This window comes from Achromobacter sp. ACRQX (genome assembly GCF_022346505.1).
Lineage (GTDB): Bacteria > Pseudomonadota > Gammaproteobacteria > Burkholderiales > Burkholderiaceae_B > Achromobacter > Achromobacter animicus.
Map to the genome: position 1 here is coordinate 22,405 of NZ_JAKRML010000029.1, position 21,608 is coordinate 44,012.

Genomic DNA, 21,608 nt, shown 5'->3' on the forward strand with positions numbered 1-21,608 from the left:
ACAAAATTCAAGCCGGAACGGGCCGCCGCGGGGGCGGGCCGTCCGAATTACGGGAGAAAGACGATGCGCAAGTTGCTTTTGGGTGCGGTGCTGGCCGCCGCGGTGTATGGCGGAGTGGCGCAGGCCGCCGTCGAACCCAAGGCCGTGGTCGCCACGTACTCCGACCTGGCGCTGGCCGGCTACGAGGATTCGCTGACGGCCGCCAAGAAGCTGCGCGACGCCATCGACGCATTGGTCGCCAAGCCCAGCGCGGAAACCCTGAAGGCCGCGCGCGAGGCGTGGATCGTGGCGCGCGTGCCGTATCAGCAGACCGAGGCCTACCGCTTCGGCAACCCCATCGTCGACGACTGGGAAGGCCGCGTGAACGCCTGGCCGCTGGATGAAGGCCTGATCGACTACGTCGACGCCTCCTACGGCACGGAAAACGACCAGAACGCGTTCTACGCCGTGAACGTCATCGCCAATTCCAAGATCTCGGTGGGCGGCAAGACGGTCGACGTCAGCAAGATCACGCCCGAGCTGCTGTCCGACGTGTTGCACGAGGCCGACGGCAACGAGGCCAACGTGGCCACGGGCTATCACGCGATCGAGTTCCTGCTGTGGGGCCAGGACCTGAACGGCACCGGCGCCGCGCCCGCGGACCGCAAGGGCACGCCGCAGGAGCGTCACTCGGGCAATCGCCCGCATACGGATTTCGATCCGAAACAGTGCACCGGCGGCAATTGCGAACGCCGCATTGAGTTTTTGAAGGCGGTAACGGATTTGCTGGTGACTGATCTCGAAGAAATGGTGGGCAACTGGAAGAAAGACGGCGCGGCGCGCAAGGCGGTCGAAGAGGATCCGAAGGCCGGCCTCATCGCCATGCTGACCGGGCTGGGCAGCCTGTCGTACGGCGAACTGGCGGGCGAACGCATGAAGCTGGGCCTGATGCTGCACGATCCCGAGGAAGAGCACGATTGCTTCTCGGACAACACGCACAATTCGCACTATTACGACCAGATCGGCATCCGCAACGTCTATCTGGGTTCGTACACGCGCATCGATGGCAAGAAGGTGACTGGCGCCAGCCTGTCCGAACTGGTCAAGGCCAAGGATTCCAAGCTGGACGCCGAAGTGCGCGCCAAGCTGGACGCCACCGTCGCCGCCATGCAGGCCATGAAGACGCGCGCCGAAACGGTCGAGACCTATGACCAGATGATCGCGGAAGGCAACAAGGAGGGCAACGCGGTGGTGCAGGCTGCCATCGACAGCCTCGTCGCGCAGACGCGCAGCCTGGAACGCGTGATCGCGCTGCTGGACCTGGGCAAGGTCGCCATCGAAGGGTCCGACAGCCTGGATAAACCTGACGCCGTATTCAAGTGAAACTCGCATTAGCCGCCGTACTGGCGGCGTCGGTTCATGCCGTCGCCGCCGCCGCGCCCGCCGCTCCCGGCGGGCGTGACGATCTGACGCCCGAAGACCAGAAACGCGTCACCGCCATCACGGCGCCCACCAGCGATTTCTCGAAGGTCGAATCCTTCGAGACCATGCAGGCCGGCGCCACGACGACCAACAAGCTCATCAACGCCGACATCTTTTCGCAGCCGTCGGCCAACATGAGCTTTGAAGGCCGCCAGGAGTTCATCGTCGGTAACGGCCTGTTCCGCAAGGATTGGGTGTCTGCGCCTTCGTCTACGCAGGCGTCCGACGGCCTGGGCCCGCTGTTCAACGCGCGCTCCTGTCAGGCCTGTCACACCAAGGACGGCCGCGGCACGGTGCCGGGCTTCGATCCGCTTGAACGCACGGATGCCGTCGCGCTGCTGCTGCGCCTGGCCGTGCCGGAAGGCGCCGATCGCGGGCATCCCAAGCTGGGCGCCGACGAGATCGCGGCCTTGCCCGAACCCGTCTACGGCGTGCAGTTGCAGAATTTCGCGGTCGCGGGCCTGCCGGCCGAAGGCCGCATGGAAATTGAATACGAAGCCGTGCCCGTGGCGCTGCGCGGCGGCGAGACCGCCACGCTGATGAAGCCCACGTATCGCATCGAGAACCTGGGTTACGGGCCGATGCGTGCGGACACGCAGATCTCGCCGCGGCTGGCGCCGCCGATGATCGGGCTGGGCCTGCTGGAATCGATCCACGAGTCGGACATCCTGGCGAACGTCGGCGCGGACAAGCGCGACGGCATCGTCGGCAAGGCCAACTGGGTCACCGATGCGCGCACCGGCGCGCGCGTGCTGGGCCGCTTTAACCTGAAGGCAGGCCAGCCGACGGTCGAGCAGCAGAGCGCTGCCGCGTTCTCCAACGACATGGGCCTGTCCACACCGCTGTTCCCCAAGCATTCCGGCGAATGCACGCCCGCGCAGACGCAATGCCTGGACATGCCGCACGGCGCGCAGCCGCGCTTTGGGCCGGAGGAAGTGCCGGGCAAGCTGATGGACTTCGTCACCATCTATTCGACCAACCTCGCGGTGCCCATGCGGCGCGATGCGGATGACGCGCGCGTGCTGGCGGGCAAGAAGCTGTTCTACGAAGCCAATTGCGTGGCCTGCCACGTGCCCAAGTACGTGACCAGCCGCAACGCCAAGCAGCCGGAACACCGTTTCCAGCTGATCTGGCCGTACACCGACATGCTGGTGCACGACATGGGCGACGACCTGGCCGACGGCGTAAGCGACGGCATGGCCACCGGCCGCGAATGGCGCACCCCGCCGTTGTGGGGCATTGGCCTGACCAAGACCGTCAATCCCACTGCGACCTGGCTGCACGACGGGCGCGCCCGCACGCTGCTGGAAGCCGTGCTGTGGCATGGCGGCGCGGCCAAGCCCGCGCGCGACCGCGTCGTCGACATGACGCCCGAAGAACGCGCGGACCTGATCCGCTTCCTGGAGTCCCTGTGATGGCCCGCCATTTGTTCATGCGCGCTGCGGGTGCGGCATTGATGCTGACGGCGCCGATTGCCGTGGTTGCGGCACAGGCCGCGCTGCCCGCCGACCTGGGCGAACGCCTCGCGCGCGACTACGCCCGGCCGGCGGTCGGGAAGATGACGGACGCCGCTGCCGCGCTGGAAAGCGCGCTGGGCGGCTGGTGCGCCAAGCCCGATGCGGCCGGCGCCGGGCGCGTCGGCGATGCGTTCAAGACGCTGGCGCACGCATGGTCGGGCGTCGAGATCCTGCGCTTCGGCCCGCTGGTGCAGGCCAACCGCTTTGAACGCCTGGCCTTCTGGCCCGACACGCGCGGCGTGATGCCCCGCCAGGTGCAGGCGCTGATCGCGGCCAAGGATGACGCGCTGCTCAAGCCCGGCGCGCTGGCTGGCCGCAGCGTCGCGGTGCAGGGCCTGCCCGCGCTTGAATACGTGCTGTACGGCGAGCCCGACCTGCTCAAACAGACCGGCGAGCCCAGCTTTGCGTATGCCTGCGGCTACGCCACGGCTGTATCCGCCAATGTCGCCACGATCTCGCGCGACCTGGGCGAGGCCTGGGATGCGCAGGGCGAATTCGGGCGGCAGTTTGCCAAGCCCCAACCGGGCAATGACCTCTATCGCAGTTCGCAGGAAGTCGCGGCCGAGGCCATGAAGGCCTTGTCCACCGGCCTGCAGTTCGCGCGCGACGTGAAGATCGAGCCGGTGCTGGGCGATTCGCCGCAGGCCGCCCGTCCGAAGCGCGCGGCGTTCTGGCGCAGCGGCCTGTCGATGAGCCTGCTGGCGGCCAACCTGGATGCGCTGAAGGCGTTCTATGTGGCAGGCGGCTATCCCTTGCCCGCGGGCGAGGAATGGATGGATGCGTCGGTGCGCGGCGAATTGTCCAGCGCGGCAGAGACGCTGCGTGCGGTGCCTGCGCCGCTGGACCAGGCGCTGGCGGGCGAGGAAGGGCGCCGCCTTCTGGTCCTGGCGTCGCTGACGCTCAAGAACGCGAAGGCCATCGTTGACGAGAACCTGGCGCCTGCTCTGGGCGTCACCATCGGCTTCAACGCGCTCGATGGAGATTGACCGGCGCCGCTTCCTGGCGCTGGCCGCGGCGCTGGGCCTGTCGCCTTCTGCGGCGCGCGCCGCGCTGCCGGCTGATGCCGGGCCGCTGTACCTGACCGCGCGCAAGCGCGGCGGCCGCGATGAAGCCGTGGTGCTGGACGGGACGGGTCGCGATCGCCTCACGATCCCCATGCCCGCGCGCGGCCACAGCTTCGCGATCGACGCCACCGCGCAGCGCGCCGTGGTGTTCGGCCGCCAACCCGGCTTTTTTGCGCTGGGCTTTTCGCTGGAAGGCGGCGAGCCCGCGCCCTTGCCGCTGCCCGATGACCGGCATTTTTTCGGTCACGGCGCCTTCGTGCAAGGCGGCCGCCTGCTGGCCGCCACGGAAAACGACTTCGAAGGCGGACGCGGCGTGCTGGGTCTGTACGACGCCACGCCTGGCGGCGGCTACCGGCGCGTGGGGGAGTTCGATTCCGGCGGCATCGGACCGCACGAGGTCGTGTTGATGCCCGACGGCAAGACGCTGTGCGTGGCCAACGGCGGCATCCTGACGCACCCTGACTACGGCAAGCTGGAGCTGAACCTGGACACCATGCGGCCGTCGCTCGCGTATATCGACGCGGCCTCGGGACAACTGCTGGAAAAGGTGGAGCTTGCGCCGGCGCTGCACCGGCTGTCGATCCGGCACCTGGCCCTGGCGGCCGATGGCGCGGTATGGTTCGGTTGCCAATACATGGGCCCGGCCGCGGATCGTCCGGCGCTGGTCGGCCGCCATCGCCGCGGCGCGGCGCTGGAATTGTTCGACGGCCCGGCCGAGACGCTGCGCAACATGCGCAACTACGTCGGCTCCGTCACGGTAGACGCCGCCGGTGGCATTGTGGCCACATCAAGCCCGGTTGGCGGGCAGGTGATCTACTGGGACGCCGCCAGCGGCAAGTGCCTGGGCGTCACTGCACTCGCCGACGGCTGCGGCGTCGCGCCCGCCGCGCAAGGGGGCTTTCTGGTCAGTAGCGGACTGGGCGCGATGATCCGCGTTGACGCGCAAGGCAAGGAAAGGCCGGTCCTGCCGCCATCGCGTGACATGTCCTGGGACAACCATTTCCGCATCGTGCCGGCGTAACGCCGCTTTGCCTGCCGGCGCGGCAAGACCTATGCTGCATGTCTGACCGATTCGGGTGTCAGACACCGGAATCAGTCTTACGCCGTACGCCGCGGCGGCACGCGCTGCTCCGCTTTACAAAGCCTGACACTCCCGTCGGGCGCTGCGCCGCTTTGTGCCAGCCGCTTCTGATACATTCTGCCGTCGATTTTTTTCGCAGGAGGTTCCATGGATGAGGCCGTAAAAGAGTTCTATATCTGGGCCCCGAGGCTGATGGATATGGGCATCAATCTGCTCGTCGCCTTGCTCATTCTCGGTATTGGCTGGTGGGTGTCGTCGTTGCTGGGCAACTGGGTTCGCCGGGCCGCTACGCGGTCGCCGAAGATCGATCCCACGATCGTGCCCATGTTCTCCACGACCGTGATGTGGGCGGTGCGCATCTTCACGGTGATCGCGGTGCTGGCGCGCTTTGGCGTGCAGACGGCAAGCCTGATCGCCGTGCTGGGCGCCGCGGGTCTTGCCGTCGGTCTGGCCTTGCAGGGCACGCTGCAGAACATTGCGGCCGGGATCATGCTGCTGATCCTGCGTCCGATCCGCGCCGGCGAGTACATCGCGCTCAGTTCGGGCGCGGACGGCACGGTCGAGGAAGTGGGCCTGTTTCTGACGCGCCTCGTGCAGGGTGACGGCATCCACATGACGCTGCCCAACAGCACGGTCTGGAACGCCACGATCACCAACTACAGCCGCAACAAGACGCGCCGCCTGGACATCCCGGTGCCGGTTCGCTATGGCGATGACCTGGATGCGGTGGTCGCCAAACTGCAACAGATCGTGGACGCGCGTCCCGATGCGTTGAAGGACCCGGCCCCGCAGGTGAAGGTGTTCGACTACAAGGAAAACGGCGTCACGGTGAACGTGCGCGTGTGGGCCGAGTCGAGCAAATATTGGGAGCTGCGCTGGAGCCTGTACCAGGAGATCCGCCGCTCGCTCGAAGAGGCCGGTTTCCAGGCCCCGATCCCGCTGCGCGAGATCCAGAACCCCAAGACGGGCGCAGCCGCTACCTGAGTGCGAGCCTTGTTTTGTCAGCCATGAAAATGGGCGCCTCGTTGGAGGCGCCCATTTTTATTCGACGGCAAGATGGCGTGAACCAGCAAGGCGTGACGGCATGACCGCTTCTGGATCTTCGGCTTCCCGGGGTGACGGCTTGATGCGTGACGTCGTCCCCGCGTCGCCCCGGCAACCTGCCAATCAGGCCGGCATCGCAAGCCGCGCCAGTTCCGTCTTGATCCAGCCCGCGATCTCGCGCTGTCGCTGCGCGGGCATGCGGTCGATGATGGCGGTGACGCTGACGGCCAGCAGAGGCGCGCCCTGCGCGTCCAGCAGCGCGCAACCCACGCCCAGCGCGCCACGCACCGCGTGGTTGCCCACCACCGAATAACCGCGCGCGCGCGTGTTTTCGATAAGGCGGAACATTTCCTGGGGCGTCATGCCGCCGTACTCGTCCAGCCTGCCCGAATTACGTTCGACGATGCCGCGCGCGATGTCGTCGGGCAGGGCAGCCAGCAGCGCCATCCCGCCCGAGCCCACACCCAGCGGCTGGCGCTTGCCCGCATAGGTGGCAAGGATCTGCACGGGATAACTGCCGATTTCGCGATGCAGGCTGATCGAATCGTCTTCCTCGCGCACCACCAGGAACACGGCGTCGCCGGTGCGGTCGGCCAGGCGGCGCAGCACGGGGAGCAGTTGGCGCACCCGCGGATCGCGGGAACGCGTGTCCGGATCGACGGCAAGCTGGGCACGGTACTTCTTGGTGCCCGCAACCGGCAGCACGAGCCCCGCGTCGAGCAGGGCGGCCAGCAGCCGGTAGATGGTGGGCCGCTGTATGCCGGTCAACCGGGCGATATCGGTGACGCTCAGGCCGTCCGGACCCTGGTCGCGCAGGGCGGCCAGAACGGCGAGGCCGCGTCGCAGAGTACGTGGGCCGGCGGCCGCGGCATCGCTGTCTTGCATGCAGATCTCTGAAAACTAAGGGTTATCAACGTACGGACGAGGGAAAACCATCGTCCGTAGGGTGGACTCTACCTTGATGGCCAGCGCATGTATAGCGCAGAATGCGTTCATCCAATAATTCAAATCGTCCATCTAATGGACAGTACCTGCACGGAGACACTATGACTACAGGTCACAAGCCTGGCATGCGGCGTTTGGCCGCCACCCTTCTGGCCACCGCCGCAAGCGCATTTGCAATGGGTTCCGCCCACGCCGCCTATCCCGACAAGCCCGTCCGCATCGTGGTCGGTTTCTCGGCCGGCGGCACCACCGACGTGATCGCCCGCATCATGGCCAAGGAACTGACCGAGTCGCTCGGCCAGTCCTTCGTGGTTGAAAACAAGCCGGGCGCCGGCAGCAACATCGCGACCGACCAGGTCCAGCGCGCCACGCCGGACGGCTACACGCTGCTGTTCGTCGCCGTGACCAGCGCGATCAACCAGACCCTGTACAAGAACGTTTCGTTCGACCTGACGAAGGACTTTGCTCCGGTCGCCCTGGGCGCCAAGGTCCCGAACATCCTGGTGGTCAATCCCCAGGTGCCGGTCAAGTCCGTGCAAGAGCTGGTCGACTACGCCAAGAAGAACCCGGGCAAGCTGGCTTTCGCCTCGTCCGGCAGCGGCACCTCCATCCATATGGCGGGTGAGCTCTTCAAGATGAAGGCGGGCATCGACGTCCTGCACGTGCCGTACAAGGGCAGCGCCCCGGCCATGACCGACCTGATCGGCGGCCAGGTGCAGTTCATGTTCGACAACATGCCGTCGGCTTGGCCGCACGCGCAATCGGGCAAGCTGAAGGCGCTGGCCGTGACCACCGCCGACCGCTCCAAGAGCGCGCCGGATCTGCCGACCATGAAGGAATCGGGCTTCACGGACTTCGACGTGTCGTCGTGGTTCGGCCTGCTTGCCCCGGCCGGCACGCCGCCGGAAGTCATCAACAAGCTCAACGCCGCCATGCAGCAGGCGCTGGACAAGCCCTCCGTGCAAACCAGCTTTGAAAAGCTGGGCGCCGTGGGCGTGAAGACCACGCCGGCCGAATTCGGCCAATTCATCAAGTCGGAAGTCGAAGGCTGGGCACCCGTGATCAAGGCCTCGGGCGCCACGGTGGACTGATCGGCGTCTCTGCCGGTTACACGCCGGCAGTTGGCACAGTAAAAAGGGACAGTCATGGACCGTCCCTTTTTCATGCGTTGCCCGCCAAGGGCGAATCCAGCCGGTTCCTCGGACCCGCTATTTCTTCTTGGCCGCGTTCAGCATCGCCGTGCAGACCCCGCGCATCATGTCGACCTCGTCGCGGGTCAGCGCCAGGCGGGAGTACAGGTGGCGCATGCGCGGCATCAGTTTCTTGGGATGGGCCGGGTCGAGGAACTGCACGCCGACCAGCGCTTCCTCCCAGTGCGCCAGAAACGCCTGGACCGCCTCGCTGGAAGCCGGCTCCGCGCCACGCGAAGGCTCCTGCGCGGTGGAACGCGGCAAGAGTTCGGCGCCCTGGTCCACCAGCAGCGCATAACGCAACTCCCAGGCGGCCAATTGCAGCGCCTGGGCGACGTTCAGCGAGCTGTACTCGGGATTGGCAGGGATGTGGCAGATGCGGTGGCACAGCGCGATCTGCGCGTTCGTCAGACCGGCGCGCTCAGTGCCCAGCACAACGGCGGTCACGCCCTCGGCCGTGTCCGCCAGGTGGGCGCAGGCCAGGTCGGCTGCCTGCCGGATGTCGCAGGGCGGGGGACCCAGGTCGCGAACCCGCGCGGTTAGCGCGAATGCCAGCGTGACGGGCGCCAGGGCTTCTTCCAGCGACAGATAGATGCGGGCGTTCTCAAGCACGTCCAGCGCGCCGCTGGCCAGCGCCACGGCCTCCGGCTGGCTTGTTACATCCGGGAATTTGGGGTCCACCAGAACCAGTTCCGAGAAGCCCATCGTCTTGATCGCACGGGCCGCGGAACCGACGTTTCCGGGGTGGCTGGGGTTCACCATTACGAAGCGAACACGTGAAAATGCTTGAGTCATTTAAAATGGCACGTTTGGCTTCGTGCCTTCCTGGTTTTTTGAGTCGATTTCCCCGCGGGGGCGACGGCGTGCCGGGGGGCGGCAAGCGGCCTATCATCAAGCCAACTCATCGCATACGTACGGAATTTTATGCACCCGATGCTCAACATCGCCATCAAGGCGGCCCGGCGTGCCGGCACCATTATCAACCGTGCCAGCATGGATTTGGAACGACTCAGCGTGGCTCGCAAGGGGCCGCGCGATTATGTCACGGAAGTCGATCGGGCCGCCGAAGAGTCCATCGTCGAAACGCTGCGCGCTGCCTACCCGGACCACGCCGTCCTGGGCGAGGAGTTCGGTCTGCAGGGTCCGGACCAGGCGGAATTCCAGTGGATCATCGACCCGCTGGACGGCACCACGAACTTCATCCACGGCCTGCCCAACTATGCCGTGTCGATCGCGCTGACGCAGCGCGGCCAGGTCACGCAAGCGGTCATCTATGATCCCTCGCGCAACGAACTCTTCACCGCCAGCCGTGGCAGCGGCACGTTCCTGAACGACCGCCGCGTGCGCGTCTCGGGCCGCACCCGCTACCACGACGCGCTGCTGGGCGCGCACTGGCCCAACGCCGGCGATCCCGAACAAGGCTCGCAGCGGTTCCGCCAGATGGCCGAAGGCGCCACCGGCGTGCGCCGCCTGGGCTCGACCGTGCTGGATCTCGCCTACGTGGCCACCGGCCGCCTGGATGGGTTCTGCGGCGTGGGCCTGAAGCCGTGGGATGTGGCGGCGGGCAGCCTGATGGTGCTGGAAGCGGGCGGTCTGGTCGCTGACTTCGACGGCGAACAAGGCTGGATGGACAGCGGCAACGTCCTGGCCGCCAGCCCCAAGATCTTCACGCAGATGCTCTCGACGCTGAACCCGCCCTCGGCGGCCTGATCGGCGCGGCGGTCAATAAAAGCCGGCCATGAAGGCCGGTTTTTCGTGGTCAATGCAAACCGACCGTGAAGGCCGGTTTTTCATGGTCAAAGCAAACCGGCCCTGGCGGCCGGTTATTTCATGCGGCGCGCAATCAGGCTACGCCGGTCTGCGCTACCAGTTGTCCATCTGGCAACACCATCCACGCCTGCACGCCAAGGCTGCGCACCAGCGCGGCGGTGCGTTCCAACGGCATGTTCGAGAACGCCGTGGACAGGGCATCGGCAGTTGTGGCGGTGGGTGCCATGACCGACACGCTGCGATAGAGCGGCCGCGCCCGACCGGAGTGCGGATCGAACAGGTGCGAATACTGTCCCGCGGCATCCAGCGGCGTGCCGTAGCCGCCGGAAGTGGCAAGCGCCTGGTTGCTGATCGGCACCTGCGCCAGGATCTGGTCCGGCGACATGGGGTCGGCCAGCCCGACGCGCCAGCCCGTTGCGTTGGCCGTCGCATCCAGTCCGCGTATCTCGCCCATGTCGACCAGCGCGCGTTCCAGCCCGGCGTTGCGAAACAGGTCCGTCACGCGGTCGGTGATGTAGCCCTGCGCGATGCCGTTGAGCGTCAGCGCCATGCCCGGCTGCAGTTCAATGCGCTGCGGGTCGATCTTGATGTCCTGGTACGACACACGTCGCAGCGCCCGGGCGATGTCCGCCTGGGCCGGACCATCCCGGGACGCGTCAGGCCGCGCGAAGTGATCTGCGTACACGCGCCACAGCGGCTGCACGGACGGATCAAAGAGGCCTCCCGTCAGGTCCGCGTAGTGCCGGCTTTCGCTGAGCAGGCGGACGAGGTCGGAGGGGGGATCGACCAGAAATCCCTGGCGGTTCAGGATCGACAGCGCACTGTCGTCGCGGTACAGGCTGAACACGCCCTCGAGGCGACGCAGTTCCTGCAACGCCCGCTCGATGAGCTGTTCGGCGGCCTGGCGGTCGGGATGGTACAGCCGCAATTCCGCGTCCGCGCCCAGCGCCACGCCTTGCCAACGCGTCGGCGAGATGGCCGCGTGCGCGCGGCGCAGGAAGCTGGGAGCGAGGGCCAGCGCGGAAGACGCGGCGATGATGCCGAGGAAGCGGCGGCGGGCGGGAGGGTTCATGGCGATATCAACTGATTAAGGCGCGATTGGCGCGGGCACATGAGGCAGGTCGGAGGGCTTGGCGCTATTGAGCAAACACGTAGTCCTCGGGCACGTCGGCAAAACGCACGACACGCCCGCCGTGGGACTGGGCGAAGGCCAGCGCGCGCGTTTGATCTGAGAACGGAATGGCGTCTTCGGCGCCCATGCCGCCGATGAAGCTGGAGTTGATGACGTAGAAGGCTTGCCGTGCGTCGACCCACGCTTTCAGATCCGCCGCGCCATCGGGACCGGCGGCTGCCATGTCGTTGACGTAGATAGCGGCCAGGCCTTTGGGTTCTTCGGGCAGCAGCGTGTAAGCGAAGACCTGCTTGATGGACGAGAACCACACCGGTGCGGCGCGGCCCTTCACGAATATCTGGCCCTTCGGCCCTGCATGGTCCAGCAGCATCATGCCGCAGTAGTGGCCGACGGCGTCGGCAGAGACGGCCTGCGGCGCGGGTGGCGGCGCGGCGGGTTCGTCGCCGCCGCAGGCCGAGACCGCCAGCACGATGGCCGAGAAGGCCGCCATTGCGGCCCAACGTTTGAGCGTCATAGCTGTTTCCTCCGGAAGCAGAAGGCGGCCAGCAGAAACGGCACCGCGATCCACAGCAATTGCGCCGCCACCAGCAGCGGCACGGGCAGGTGGGCCTGATCGCTGACGCCGGCCATGCCCGCATACATGGAAATATTCTCGAACCCGGTCAGGTTCAGCAGGCGGTAGACGTCGGACGGATTGGCCAGCAGCAGGGCATTGAGCATGCCCGGCGTGACGTGGCGACCCTGGTCCGCCGCCAGCACGCCCAGGAGGCCCATGTCGTAGATGACGACAAAGAACAGCCAGACGCCCAGCGCGATGCCCGCCGCCGTGGCGCGTTCCCGCACCAGCGTGCTGATGAGGTAGCCCATTGCCAGAAAGCTGGCGCCCAGCAGGACGCTGGCCCCGATCAGCATGGCGAAGGGCCGCCAGGCGCCTGCGTCCATGCCCCCGTAGACCCATTGCAAAGCCAGCCCTGCCGACCCATATCCCGCACCGGTCGCAATGGCCAGGATGGCCAGGTGCCCGATGAACTTGCCCATGATGACCTGCCAGCGCGACACCGGATAACTGAGCAGCAGCGCCATGGTGCCGCGGTCGACCTCGCCGACGATGGCGTCATACGCCAGCAGCATCGCGATGAGCGGCACCAGGAAGATGGAGAGGCTGGACAGGCTGACCACCGTGACGGTCAGCGGATCGACCTTGACCGCACCGGTGGGGGCGCTGCCCAAGAGGCCGAGCGCGAGCGCCAGTGCGGCCAACAGGAGCGATGTGGCAAGGACCCAGCGATTGCGCAGGCCGTCGCGGATTTCCTTGCCGATGATTGTGCTTACGGCGTTCATGCGTCTTCCCGTTCAAGCAAATGGGCGTAGATGTCGTCCAGCCCCGGGACCTGGATGTCCAGGTCGCTGATGGGCGCCCCGATGGCGCCGATGCTACGGATGGCCTCGACCTTGTCCGATTCGTGGCACAGGCGTTCGTAGCGGTTGGCGTCGACCTGGCGCCAGGCCGAGGAGGGCGGGGCGGATGCGTTGTCCGGCCCGAGCGTGACGCTGATGCGGATGGGCAGCCCGGTGTCGCGGCGCAGCGCCGACATGCCGCCGTCGGCGATCTTCACGCCCGCCTTCATGACGACGATGCGGTCGGCGTGGCCGGCCAGCTCCGACAAGGCGTGCGTGCTGAGGAGAATGGTGGCGCCGCTTGCGCGCAGTTCGTGCACGATCTCGTAGAACTTGAGACGCGACGCCGGATCAAGGCCGGTGGTGGGCTCGTCGAACAGCAGGATGCGGGGCGCGCCCAGCAGTGCCTGCGCCAGCGCCAGCCGCTGGCGCATGCCTTTTGAATACCCGCCCACGCGGCGGTGCGCCGCGCCGGAGATTCCCACTTTCTCCAGCAGATCCGCGTTGCGTGATACGGGTTGGCGCTTCAGGCGCGCGTAAAAGGCCAGGGTCTCGGCGCCCGTCATCGCGGGATGCAGCGCCACGGTTTCGGGCAGGTAGCCGATCCGGTCACGCAGGCGCGCGGCGGCCGGACTGTGCGCGTCCTGGCCGAAGAGCGTGACGCGCCCGTGCGTGGGTCGGATGAGTCCGAGGATCAGCTTGATGAGGGTGCTTTTGCCCGCGCCGTTGTGCCCGGCCAGCGCCACGCATTCGCCTTCGCGCAGGTCCAGGTCCAGGACGCTGATCGCCCTGTGGCCGCCATAGTGTTTGCTGACGCCCGCAAGCGTCACCAGTGGGTTGCTCATTGATTGTCCTCGGCGCGCTTCGCGCCGTTTATTGCGACGGGGTTGGCGGCGCTTTTTGCATCAGGCGATGCACCGGGCTTCGCGTTGGCCATCGCACCGCCATAATCGATCCGTTCCCGCACAGGTTTCATCAGCGGCCTACTGTCGATCACGCCGCCTGGCAGGATCGCGGGGAACTGCGATTGCGCCCAGCGCACCACCGAGATGGCGGGGCTATTGAGCAGAATCCGCGCGGCGGGCGCGCGCCACAGCAACTGGTCCACCACGTCATTCGGGCGGTAGGCCGTGTCGGCGATGCCGTCGCCGTCCAGGTCGAAGGCCGTGTTGTCGCTCCAGTAGTTGCCGCGGCCGTTGTCCGACCATTCCATCACCCGCGTGCCCACATACTTGACCTGGTTGCGGTTGTTGATGAAGGCATTGCCTGAGATCCGGTTGCCCTCGGAGCCGGCGGTGAAGTGGATGCCGATGTCGCAGTTGGAGAAATGGTTGTCCGCAAAGCGGTTTTTGTTGGCGTTGTAGATGAACACGCACTTGCCCGCGCCATCGACGGTGTTGCCGGAGATGTCGGAGTTGTTGGCGTAGTTCATCATCAGCCCCTGCTCCACGTTGTTCACCGCCACGTTGCCGGTAACGACCAGGCGGTGCGAGTACATGATGGCGTAGCCGATGTCGTTGCCGGTGGACACGTTGCCGCTGATCTCGCTGTCGTTCGTGTACATGTAGTGCACGCCATAGCGCAGGTCATGGAAACGGTTGCCGGTGAACCGGTTCTGCTTGCTGGTGTTCACGAAGACGCCGTCGCGGCCGGCGGAGATGTCGTTGTCCACCACCGCGCTGCCCGGCGTGTTCCATAGCGACACGCCGTTGCCGCGCTCGGCCACGCGCAGCTCCTGGTTGCCGACGATGCGGTTGCCGCGCACCAACGCGTCCTGCGGGCCCCATACATAAACGCCGAACAGGTTATCCAGGATGTCGTTGTGTTCGACCACCGCGCGGTGCGCGGTGCGGTCCAGAAAGATGCCCGCGTCCATGGCGGGCAGGTCCAGCCCGGAGCGCGTGACGGTCAGGTTGCGCAGCGACACGTCCGCGGCCTTGACCCACAGCGTGCGTCCTTCGCGGGTGCCGGCGATGATGGCGGAGCGGTCCTGCGGTCCTTCGATGACGAGGGGTTTGTCGATGACGATGGCGCCGGGGTAGGTGCCAGGCGCCAGCCGCAGCGTGTCGCCGGGCTGCGCCGCGGCCACGGCCTGCGCCAGATCGGCGCCCGCCGCGACCTCCAGGGTGGCGGCCGCGGCGGCCCCGTGCAGGGCCGGGCCGAAGCCGGCCAGCACGAAGCCGGCCGCGGCCCACGCCGCGTTTCGCAAGGTTGCGATGGCAGCCATGGATCGTTACGCAGACTTCTTGGGGTGCACGATCATCTGGCCGGACATTTCCATGTGCAGCGCGTGGCAGAACCACTGGCAGTAGTACCAGTAGATGCCGGGGCGATCCGCCTTGAACGTGATGGACGACGTGGCCTGCGGTCCGATTTCCATGGCGATGCCGTGGCCTTCGAGCGTGAAGCCGTGCGTCAGGTCTTCGATCACTTCCATGTTGGTCACGAACACGGTGACCTCGTCGCCCTGGTTCACCTCGAACTGCTTCAAGCTGAACATCGGCGCGACGGCCATCATGTACACGCGGACCTTGTTGCCGTCGCGCACGACCTTGGCCGCGTCTTCCAGCGACACGCCGTCCTTCTTGGCGATCTGGCGGGCGTCTTCCCACATGGGGTCGTCGCGCTTCCAGACGCTGATCGGGTTGATCTTGGAACGGTGCACCAGGCACATGTCGTGCGGCTCGGCAAAGCTGGGGCCGTCATGCACGAGCTTCATCTCGTCGCCGGAGATGTCGATGAGCTGGTCGTTTTCGGGCTTGAGCGGACCCACGTTCAAGAAGCGGTCTTTCGAGAACTTGTTCAGCGACACCAGCCACTTGCCGTCGGCTTCCTTGGTTTCGCCCATGGTCGAGTGGTTGTGGCCCGGCTGGTAATGCACGTCCAGCTTCTGCAGGATGGGGTCAACCTTTTCGCCCTTGTACGCGCGCTTGGCCTTGTCGATGTTCCACTTGACCATCTGGCTGTCGATGAACAGCGTGGTGTAGGCGTTGCCGCGGCCGTCGAACGCGGTGTGCAGCGGGCCCAGGCCCAGTTGCGGTTCGGCCACGACGCAGTCGCGCGGCTTGATCTTGTCGGCGAACAGGTCGTCCAGCTTGCGCACGTCGATCACGGTGACCGTGGGCGAGAGCTTGCCGTTCAGCATGAGGTGGATGCCGTCGGGCGCGGCATTGCAGCCATGCGGCGAATTCGGCACCGGGATGTAGCGCGTGTACTTGGACCCGTGGCGGCCGTCGACCACCGGCACGCCGCCCATCGTCTTGAAGTCGCCGTCCTTGACCGCCTTCTCGATGCGCTTGAGGTCGAAGACCACGACCCAGTCCTGCTCGTTGGCGGACATTTCCTCGACGGTGACGCCTTTCTCGGAGTTGTAGCAGGTGGCGAACGAATACTTGCCCTGGTAGTCGGCGTCGCCGTTGTCCAGGTTGCCGTCGACCAGCACCTGCCACGCCACCTTCATGGTGTCGCCATCAATGGCCGAGTACACCGAGAAGAAGTTCTTCTTGGGATCGTCCAGCACCTTGCCGTCGTTGGGCAGCGGGATGATGTGCTCGCCGTTGGCAAACACGTAGCCGGTGCGCGGATAGCGCTGCGGACGCAGACCGTGCACGCCCGACACGTTGGGCAGTTCAACGATCTTGTCCGTCTTCATCACGTCCAGACGGATGCGGGCCACGCGGTTGTTGGCCTTGTCGTTGATGAAGAGGTAGCGGCCGTCGTAGGTCTGGTCGGTGAACGACAGGTGGGGGTGGTGGGCGTCGCCGTTGGGGAACACGCCGCCCTTGTCCTTCAGGTACTCGCGGGTTTCAGGCGTGAGGCCTTCGGTCAGCACCTTGCGGCTTTCGTTGGTGCGGCCCCAGCCGGTGGCGCTGCAATGGTTGAACACGGGGATGCGCACGAGTTCGCGCATGGACGGCAGGCCCAGCACGCGGACTTCGCCGGACTGGCCGCTGGAGTTGAACGCATAGTATTCGTCGAGCTCGCCCGGCGCGACATGCCCGAGCACGGCGCCGTTGCCTGATTTGCCCTCTTTGCCGTGCGCGGTGGACATCTGCGCGCCGGCTACGAGGCCGGCCGCGCCGGTGATGGCTGCGGTGCCCAGGAAGCTTCGGCGTGTGAGGCCGGCTTTTTCGGGGGTCTTGTCGGACATGGATAACTCCTAGGTAGGGACGGCGCAGAGCGCCGCGGTACGAAAACCGTGTTTCACGATTCCCGGTTGGGGCGATTTGCCGAGTTGGGCGTCGGCATGCGGTGCAGAACGACTTCCTGCACCGACGGCTCAGGGGGCGGAGCCGGGCGCCGCTCACGCTTAGCCTGCTTCTGGATCAGGTGAGGGCACTTCTGTTTGTGGTGGTAAAGCATCTGGCAGTGCAGGCACTGGATGCACTCGTTCGGGTTGATTTCGCCGGAGGGGTCGATTGCCTGAACGGGGCATTCGATGTTGCAGCGCTGACAGGGGTTGCCGCAGTCGCGGTAGCGCTTGAGCCAATTGAAGATGCGCAGGCGGGCGGGGATGGCCAGCGCGGCGCCCAGCGGGCAGAGGTAGCGGCAGAAGAAGCGTTCGATGAAGAGGCCCGCGGCCAGCAGCGCCACGGCGAACAGCACGAAGGGCCAGTGGCGCACGAAGTGCAGGATGATCGCGGTCTTGAAGGGTTCGACTTCGGCCAGTTGTTCGGCGACCGCCAGGTCGTACAGCGAGAAGCCGAAGAGCAGCAGGAAGATCACGTACTTGAACGTGGACAGGCGCTGCGCCACGCCGTGGCGGATCTTGAGCTGGCGCACGCCAAGCCGCCGGGCGATGCGGTTGGTCAGTTCCTGCAGTGCGCCGAACGGGCACAGCCAGCCGCAGAACGCGCCGCGGTTCCAGAACACCATGGAGATGGCGGTGGCGCACCACAGGATGAACACCAGCGGGTCCATCAGGAAGTATTCCCAGCGGAAGTCGGTGCGCAGGGCCGAGAAGAACGTCAGTACGTTCACGATGGACAACTGCGCCTGCCCGTACCAGCCGATCCAGAACAGCGCGAAGGCCAGGAACGCGAGGCGCAGGCGGTCGTGCAGCAACGGGCGCGACGTCAGTTGATCCTGGAAGAAGAAGATGCCGACCAGCACCGTCAGGGCGACGGTCAGGATGGCGATCTGGCCGGCCTTGCCTTGCCAGATTTGCTTCCACAACGCGGGCGGGGCGGTTTCGACGTCGGGCGAAAGCGCGGGTGCAGTGGCGGGTTGGCCTGCTGCTGCGGGTGCGGTCGGCGGCGCGACGGCGCGGGTGTAGGCCGTGGGCAGGTCATACGGAAGGTCGAATGTGACGAACGCCTTGTCCGACACGCTGAGCACGCGCTGCACCATCAATTGCAGGCGCCACGGTTTGACCGGGTCGAGCGAGGCATCCTCGGGCACGACAAAAAGGGCGACTTCGCGCAGCGCCGGCGCGCCCTTGGCGTTGACGTCGGCCAGCCGCTGGTGGTTGCGGTCGCGGAACCGGAAGGCGCTTTCGTCCTGGATGACCTCGATGCGGTCGAAGATGCCGCCGCGCACGTAGCCCGAACCCTTGAACGAATAGAGACCATTGCCGGCGACCAGCACGGCCTGCTGGCCGGGCTTGAGGCGTTCTTTCAGGCGCTGCCAGCCGATGTCTCCCAGCAGGCTGCGGCCGATGGACGGGGCGCTGATCAGTGCGGCGTACAGGTCGATGAAGGTGTCGTCAGGGCCGCCTTCGCCGTGTTCGGCGGCGTCCTTGCGGCCGGATCGCAGAAACGCCTGGTTGACGTCGTCGGGCGTCAGGCGCAGGTTCTTCACGGCGCCGGCGTCAAGCAGTTCCTGCCAGGTCTGCACGGTGTCTTTGCTTTCGTCGATGACGCGAGTTGCCACTGGCTGCGCGGCCTGGCGCGGCGCGCCCGACTTGTCGATGCCGTGGGCGCGCGCCACCGCGATGGCGGACCGGGTGATCGTGTCGCCGATCACCATCAGTGTGACCGTGGCGCCGCTGACGATATCGACGGGCGGCGGCGCGCCGTGCCGGGGCGGGGAGTCGACGAAGTTCAGGCCGACGTAGCCCTGGATGAAGTGGTCGACCTTGGCTTGCGGGATGCCGATCAGCACGATGGGCTCGTGGTGTTCGACCAGCTTTGCGCCCATGATGCGGCCGCTGTCGGAAAGCCCCACCAGCACGTCGATGGGTTTGCTGGAGTAGCCGCGGGTGTTGACGACGTCGGTGGTCAGGTAGACAAGGCCCAGTGGCTTGTTGCCTGCAAACACGCGGGCAATTGCGGGCTTGCCTTCGACGGGACCGGTGCGGTCGGCGCCGGGGAACACGTCTGTGATGGGTGTGCTGGCAAGAAAGTCAGGCAGGCGCTGCGCCTGCGCGGTTTGCGCCAGGAACAGACAGGAAAGCCATAAAACAAAGAACGCGGCCTGAATGTGTTTGGTGAACCGGTGGGGTACTTCGGTACTGCCGCGCATGCTGAACTCTGTTCGTCGTGTTTGCTTACGGGCATCCTACGAACATGCACCCAGGACCGGATTGCGGTTTGTCAATCTGCCAGAGTCGAAGGCCTAATAGCCCTACGAAATGTAGGGGAAGTTCCTGAGTTTTGAGGGGTATCCGCAGGGGGTGTTGATGGATGTCAAGAGAGCGAGGGGAAGGCAGTCCTACACTGATCCGCGGCGGCAACGGCGTCTGCATCTGGCTGGCGTACGTGCATCGACCGCTGTGTCATCGGAGAATTTCATGCTGGCAAAAGCCACCCTCGCCATCCTTCTTTCCGCCTCCAGCCTGCCCGTGCTGGCCGCGCAATGTGAAGCCACCGTCGAAAGCAACGACGCCATGCAGTTCAACGTCAAGGAAATCGTGGTCGACAAGAGCTGCAAGGAATTCACGGTCAACCTCAAGCACGTCGGCAAGATGGCCAAGGTCGCAATGGGCCACAACTGGGTCCTCACCAAGGAAGCCGACAAGCAGGCCGTCGCCACGGACGGCATGGGCGCCGGGCTGGCACAAGACTACGTCAAGGCGGGCGACACCCGCGTCATCGCCCACACCAAAGTCATCGGCGGCGGCGAATCCGACTCCGTCAAGATCGACGTCTCCAAGCTCGCCGCTGGCGAAAACTACGCATTCTTCTGCTCCTTCCCCGGCCACTGGGCCATGATGAAGGGCACGCTCAAAGTCGGCGGCTGATGTCCCGACGGGTCTGTTGAGACAAGCAAGAGCCGGCCGGGGGGCCGGCTTTTTCATGCCCGCAACGTTTGACGCGCGGCGCGCGTAAACCGGGACACACGGCCCGTTTCAGGCGCTTGCAAGCCTTAGTCCATACGGCCCAAAGCCTCTGTCCATCAGGCTTACGGAGGGGATGCGTCACCGGCATGTCATGGATTTTCCATGTACGATTACCGGTCGTGTAACTTCTGGAGCTCCTGATGGAGTGGCTGCTGGACCCCGCTGCGTGGGTCGGCTTGCTTACCCTGGTCGTCCTTGAGATCGTCCTGGGCATTGATAACCTGATTTTCATCGCCATCCTGGCGGACAAGCTGCCGCCCGCGCAGCGCGATCGCGCGCGCATCATGGGCCTGAGCCTCGCGCTGATCATGCGCCTGGGCCTGTTGTCCGTCATGTCATGGCTCGTCACGCTGACTACCCCCCTGTTCAATATCGGTCCGCTATCGCCCTCGGGGCGCGACCTGATCCTGATGGTGGGCGGCCTGTTTCTGCTGTTCAAAGGCACCATGGAACTGCACGAGCGCCTGGAAGGCAGCATGCACACCGGCTCGTCTGGCCCGCGCGTCTATGCCAGCTTCTGGGTGATCGTCACGCAGATCGTGGTGCTGGATGCGGTGTTCTCGCTGGACTCGGTCATTACCGCCGTCGGCATGGTGGATCACCTGGCCATCATGATGATCGCGGTCATCATTGCCATCGGCATCATGCTGATCGCGTCCAAGCCGCTGACGCGCTTCGTCAACGCCCACCCGACGGTGGTGGTGCTGTGCCTGGGCTTCTTGCTGATGATCGGCTTCTCGCTCCTGGCCGAAGCCTTCGGCTTCAAGGTGCCCAAGGGCTATCTGTACGCCGCCATCGGCTTCTCGGTCGCCATCGAAGCGCTCAACCAGGTGGCGCGCCGCAACCTGCTCAAGCTCGACGCCCGTTTTCCCATGCGCGAACGCACCGCCTCGGCCGTGCTGCGCATGCTGGGCAAGCGGCCGCCGGCCAGCGACGAACCCGACCTGCCCAATGCCGGCAGCCCGGCAGTACAGGCCTTCGGAGTCGAAGAACGCAACATGGTCAGCGGCGTGCTGACGCTGGCCGAGCGTTCCATCCGTTCCATCATGACGCCGCGCACGGACGTTTCCTGGATCAATATCGACGACGATCCCGACAACATCCGCCGCCAGCTCACCGAGGCGCCGCACAGCTTCTTCCCGGTGTGCCGCGGCTCGCTGGACGAAGTCCTGGGCATCGGCCGCGCCAAGGATCTGATCGCGGACCTGATCACCGAGGGCCGGGTGCGCCGCAACCGCCTGCGCGATCCCATCATCGTGCACGAGTCGATCGGCATCCTGCGCCTCATGGACACCCTCAAGCGCTCGCGCGGCCAGCTCGTGCTGGTGGCTGACGAGTTCGGCGCCATCGAGGGGCTGGTGACGCCGATCGACGTTTTCGAGGCCATCGCCGGCGAATTCCCCGACGAAGACGAGCTGCCCGACATCGTGGCGGACGGCGACAACACCTGGAAAATCGACGGGGCGGCCGACCTGCACCACGTCGAGCAGGTGCTTGAAACCGAAGGCCTGGTCGACGACGCCCAGGACTTTTCCACGCTTGCGGGCTATCTGCTCTCGCGCTTCGGACACCTGCCCAAGCCGGGCGACGTGTGCGAATACCAGATCCATCACCAGCATTTCCGCTTCGAAGTCCTGGAAATGGATGGCCGCCGCATCGCGCTGGTGCGTGTCGAGAAGCGCCCCGAAGAGCATTTTCCTGACGAAGCAACCCTAGCCAACGACTAA

General features: G+C 65.8%; 18 protein-coding genes. 9 read left to right on the forward strand and 9 right to left on the reverse strand.

What is annotated here, in order from left to right; all coding sequences use genetic code 11:
* Positions 1–63: 63 nt before the first annotated feature.
* From MHZ91_RS22035 to MHZ91_RS22055, 5 genes are all read left to right on the forward strand, one after another.
* Positions 64–1,362 carry an imelysin family protein gene (locus MHZ91_RS22035; RefSeq protein WP_175124257.1) on the forward strand — a complete coding sequence of 433 codons (1,299 nt, stop codon included), beginning with the start codon at positions 64–66 and terminating at the stop codon, positions 1,360–1,362.
* On the forward strand, positions 1,359–2,876 hold the full coding sequence (locus MHZ91_RS22040) for a di-heme oxidoredictase family protein (RefSeq protein WP_370647854.1): 1,518 nt from the start codon (positions 1,359–1,361) through the stop codon (positions 2,874–2,876). Before MHZ91_RS22035 ends, MHZ91_RS22040 begins: the two co-directional genes overlap by 4 nt.
* The gene (locus tag MHZ91_RS22045) at positions 2,876–3,964 is read left to right on the forward strand and encodes an imelysin family protein (protein ID WP_175186456.1); all 1,089 of its coding nucleotides are present in this window, start codon (positions 2,876–2,878) and stop codon (positions 3,962–3,964) included. Before MHZ91_RS22040 ends, MHZ91_RS22045 begins: the two co-directional genes overlap by 1 nt.
* On the forward strand, positions 3,954–5,063 hold the full coding sequence (locus MHZ91_RS22050) for a DUF1513 domain-containing protein (RefSeq protein ID WP_239215708.1): 1,110 nt from the start codon (positions 3,954–3,956) through the stop codon (positions 5,061–5,063). Before MHZ91_RS22045 ends, MHZ91_RS22050 begins: the two co-directional genes overlap by 11 nt.
* Positions 5,064–5,270: 207 nt before the next feature.
* Positions 5,271–6,107 carry a mechanosensitive ion channel family protein gene (locus MHZ91_RS22055; protein ID WP_175124253.1) on the forward strand — a complete coding sequence of 279 codons (837 nt, stop codon included), beginning with the start codon at positions 5,271–5,273 and terminating at the stop codon, positions 6,105–6,107.
* A gap of 183 nt (positions 6,108–6,290) precedes the next feature.
* Here the strand turns inward: MHZ91_RS22055 and MHZ91_RS22060 are convergent, their stop codons facing one another.
* Positions 6,291–7,052, reverse strand: coding sequence for an IclR family transcriptional regulator (locus tag MHZ91_RS22060; protein WP_105239793.1), 762 nt, complete (start codon positions 7,050–7,052; stop codon positions 6,291–6,293).
* A gap of 161 nt (positions 7,053–7,213) precedes the next feature.
* On the opposite strand from MHZ91_RS22060, the gene MHZ91_RS22065 reads away from it, so the two are divergent.
* Entirely contained in the window at positions 7,214–8,203 is a 990-nt protein-coding gene (locus MHZ91_RS22065; protein WP_105239792.1) for a tripartite tricarboxylate transporter substrate binding protein, read from the forward strand.
* Positions 8,204–8,320: 117 nt separating this feature from the next.
* Here the strand turns inward: MHZ91_RS22065 and MHZ91_RS22070 are convergent, their stop codons facing one another.
* Positions 8,321–9,097: an RNA methyltransferase gene (locus tag MHZ91_RS22070; protein ID WP_218344551.1), complete on the reverse strand. Its 777-nt coding sequence runs from the start codon at positions 9,095–9,097 to the stop codon at positions 8,321–8,323.
* Between the two features lie 129 nt (positions 9,098–9,226).
* Here MHZ91_RS22070 and MHZ91_RS22075 point away from each other — a divergent pair, with 129 nt between their 5' ends.
* Positions 9,227–10,012 (forward strand): inositol monophosphatase family protein, encoded by a 786-nt coding sequence (locus MHZ91_RS22075; RefSeq protein ID WP_105239790.1) that lies wholly within the window; start codon positions 9,227–9,229, stop codon positions 10,010–10,012.
* Positions 10,013–10,145: 133 nt separating this feature from the next.
* On the opposite strand, the gene MHZ91_RS22080 is transcribed toward MHZ91_RS22075, so the two are convergent.
* The 7 genes from MHZ91_RS22080 to MHZ91_RS22110 all read right to left on the reverse strand — a co-directional run bounded on the left by MHZ91_RS22080 (position 10,146) and on the right by MHZ91_RS22110 (position 19,064).
* A complete protein-coding gene (locus MHZ91_RS22080; protein ID WP_239215710.1) occupies positions 10,146–11,144 on the reverse strand; it encodes an FAD:protein FMN transferase in 999 nt (332 codons plus the stop codon).
* A gap of 64 nt (positions 11,145–11,208) precedes the next feature.
* Entirely contained in the window at positions 11,209–11,718 is a 510-nt protein-coding gene (locus MHZ91_RS22085) for a nitrous oxide reductase accessory protein NosL (RefSeq protein WP_218344553.1), read from the reverse strand.
* Positions 11,715–12,545, reverse strand: coding sequence for an ABC transporter permease (locus MHZ91_RS22090; RefSeq protein ID WP_239215712.1), 831 nt, complete (start codon positions 12,543–12,545; stop codon positions 11,715–11,717). Before MHZ91_RS22090 ends, MHZ91_RS22085 begins: the two co-directional genes overlap by 4 nt.
* Entirely contained in the window at positions 12,542–13,447 is a 906-nt protein-coding gene (locus tag MHZ91_RS22095; protein WP_239215714.1) for an ABC transporter ATP-binding protein, read from the reverse strand. Before MHZ91_RS22095 ends, MHZ91_RS22090 begins: the two co-directional genes overlap by 4 nt.
* The gene (locus MHZ91_RS22100; RefSeq protein ID WP_239215715.1) at positions 13,444–14,829 is read right to left on the reverse strand and encodes a nitrous oxide reductase family maturation protein NosD; all 1,386 of its coding nucleotides are present in this window, start codon (positions 14,827–14,829) and stop codon (positions 13,444–13,446) included. Before MHZ91_RS22100 ends, MHZ91_RS22095 begins: the two co-directional genes overlap by 4 nt.
* Positions 14,830–14,835: 6 nt before the next feature.
* Positions 14,836–16,752 carry a TAT-dependent nitrous-oxide reductase gene (gene nosZ / locus MHZ91_RS22105; RefSeq protein WP_175138605.1) on the reverse strand — a complete coding sequence of 639 codons (1,917 nt, stop codon included), beginning with the start codon at positions 16,750–16,752 and terminating at the stop codon, positions 14,836–14,838.
* A gap of 53 nt (positions 16,753–16,805) precedes the next feature.
* Positions 16,806–19,064 carry a NosR/NirI family protein gene (locus MHZ91_RS22110; protein ID WP_239215716.1) on the reverse strand — a complete coding sequence of 753 codons (2,259 nt, stop codon included), beginning with the start codon at positions 19,062–19,064 and terminating at the stop codon, positions 16,806–16,808.
* Between the two features lie 268 nt (positions 19,065–19,332).
* Here MHZ91_RS22110 and azu point away from each other — a divergent pair, with 268 nt between their 5' ends.
* Positions 19,333–19,782, forward strand: coding sequence for an azurin (azu, locus tag MHZ91_RS22115; protein WP_175124244.1), 450 nt, complete (start codon positions 19,333–19,335; stop codon positions 19,780–19,782).
* A gap of 239 nt (positions 19,783–20,021) precedes the next feature.
* Positions 20,022–21,608 (forward strand): TerC family protein, encoded by a 1,587-nt coding sequence (locus MHZ91_RS22120; RefSeq protein WP_175124243.1) that lies wholly within the window; start codon positions 20,022–20,024, stop codon positions 21,606–21,608.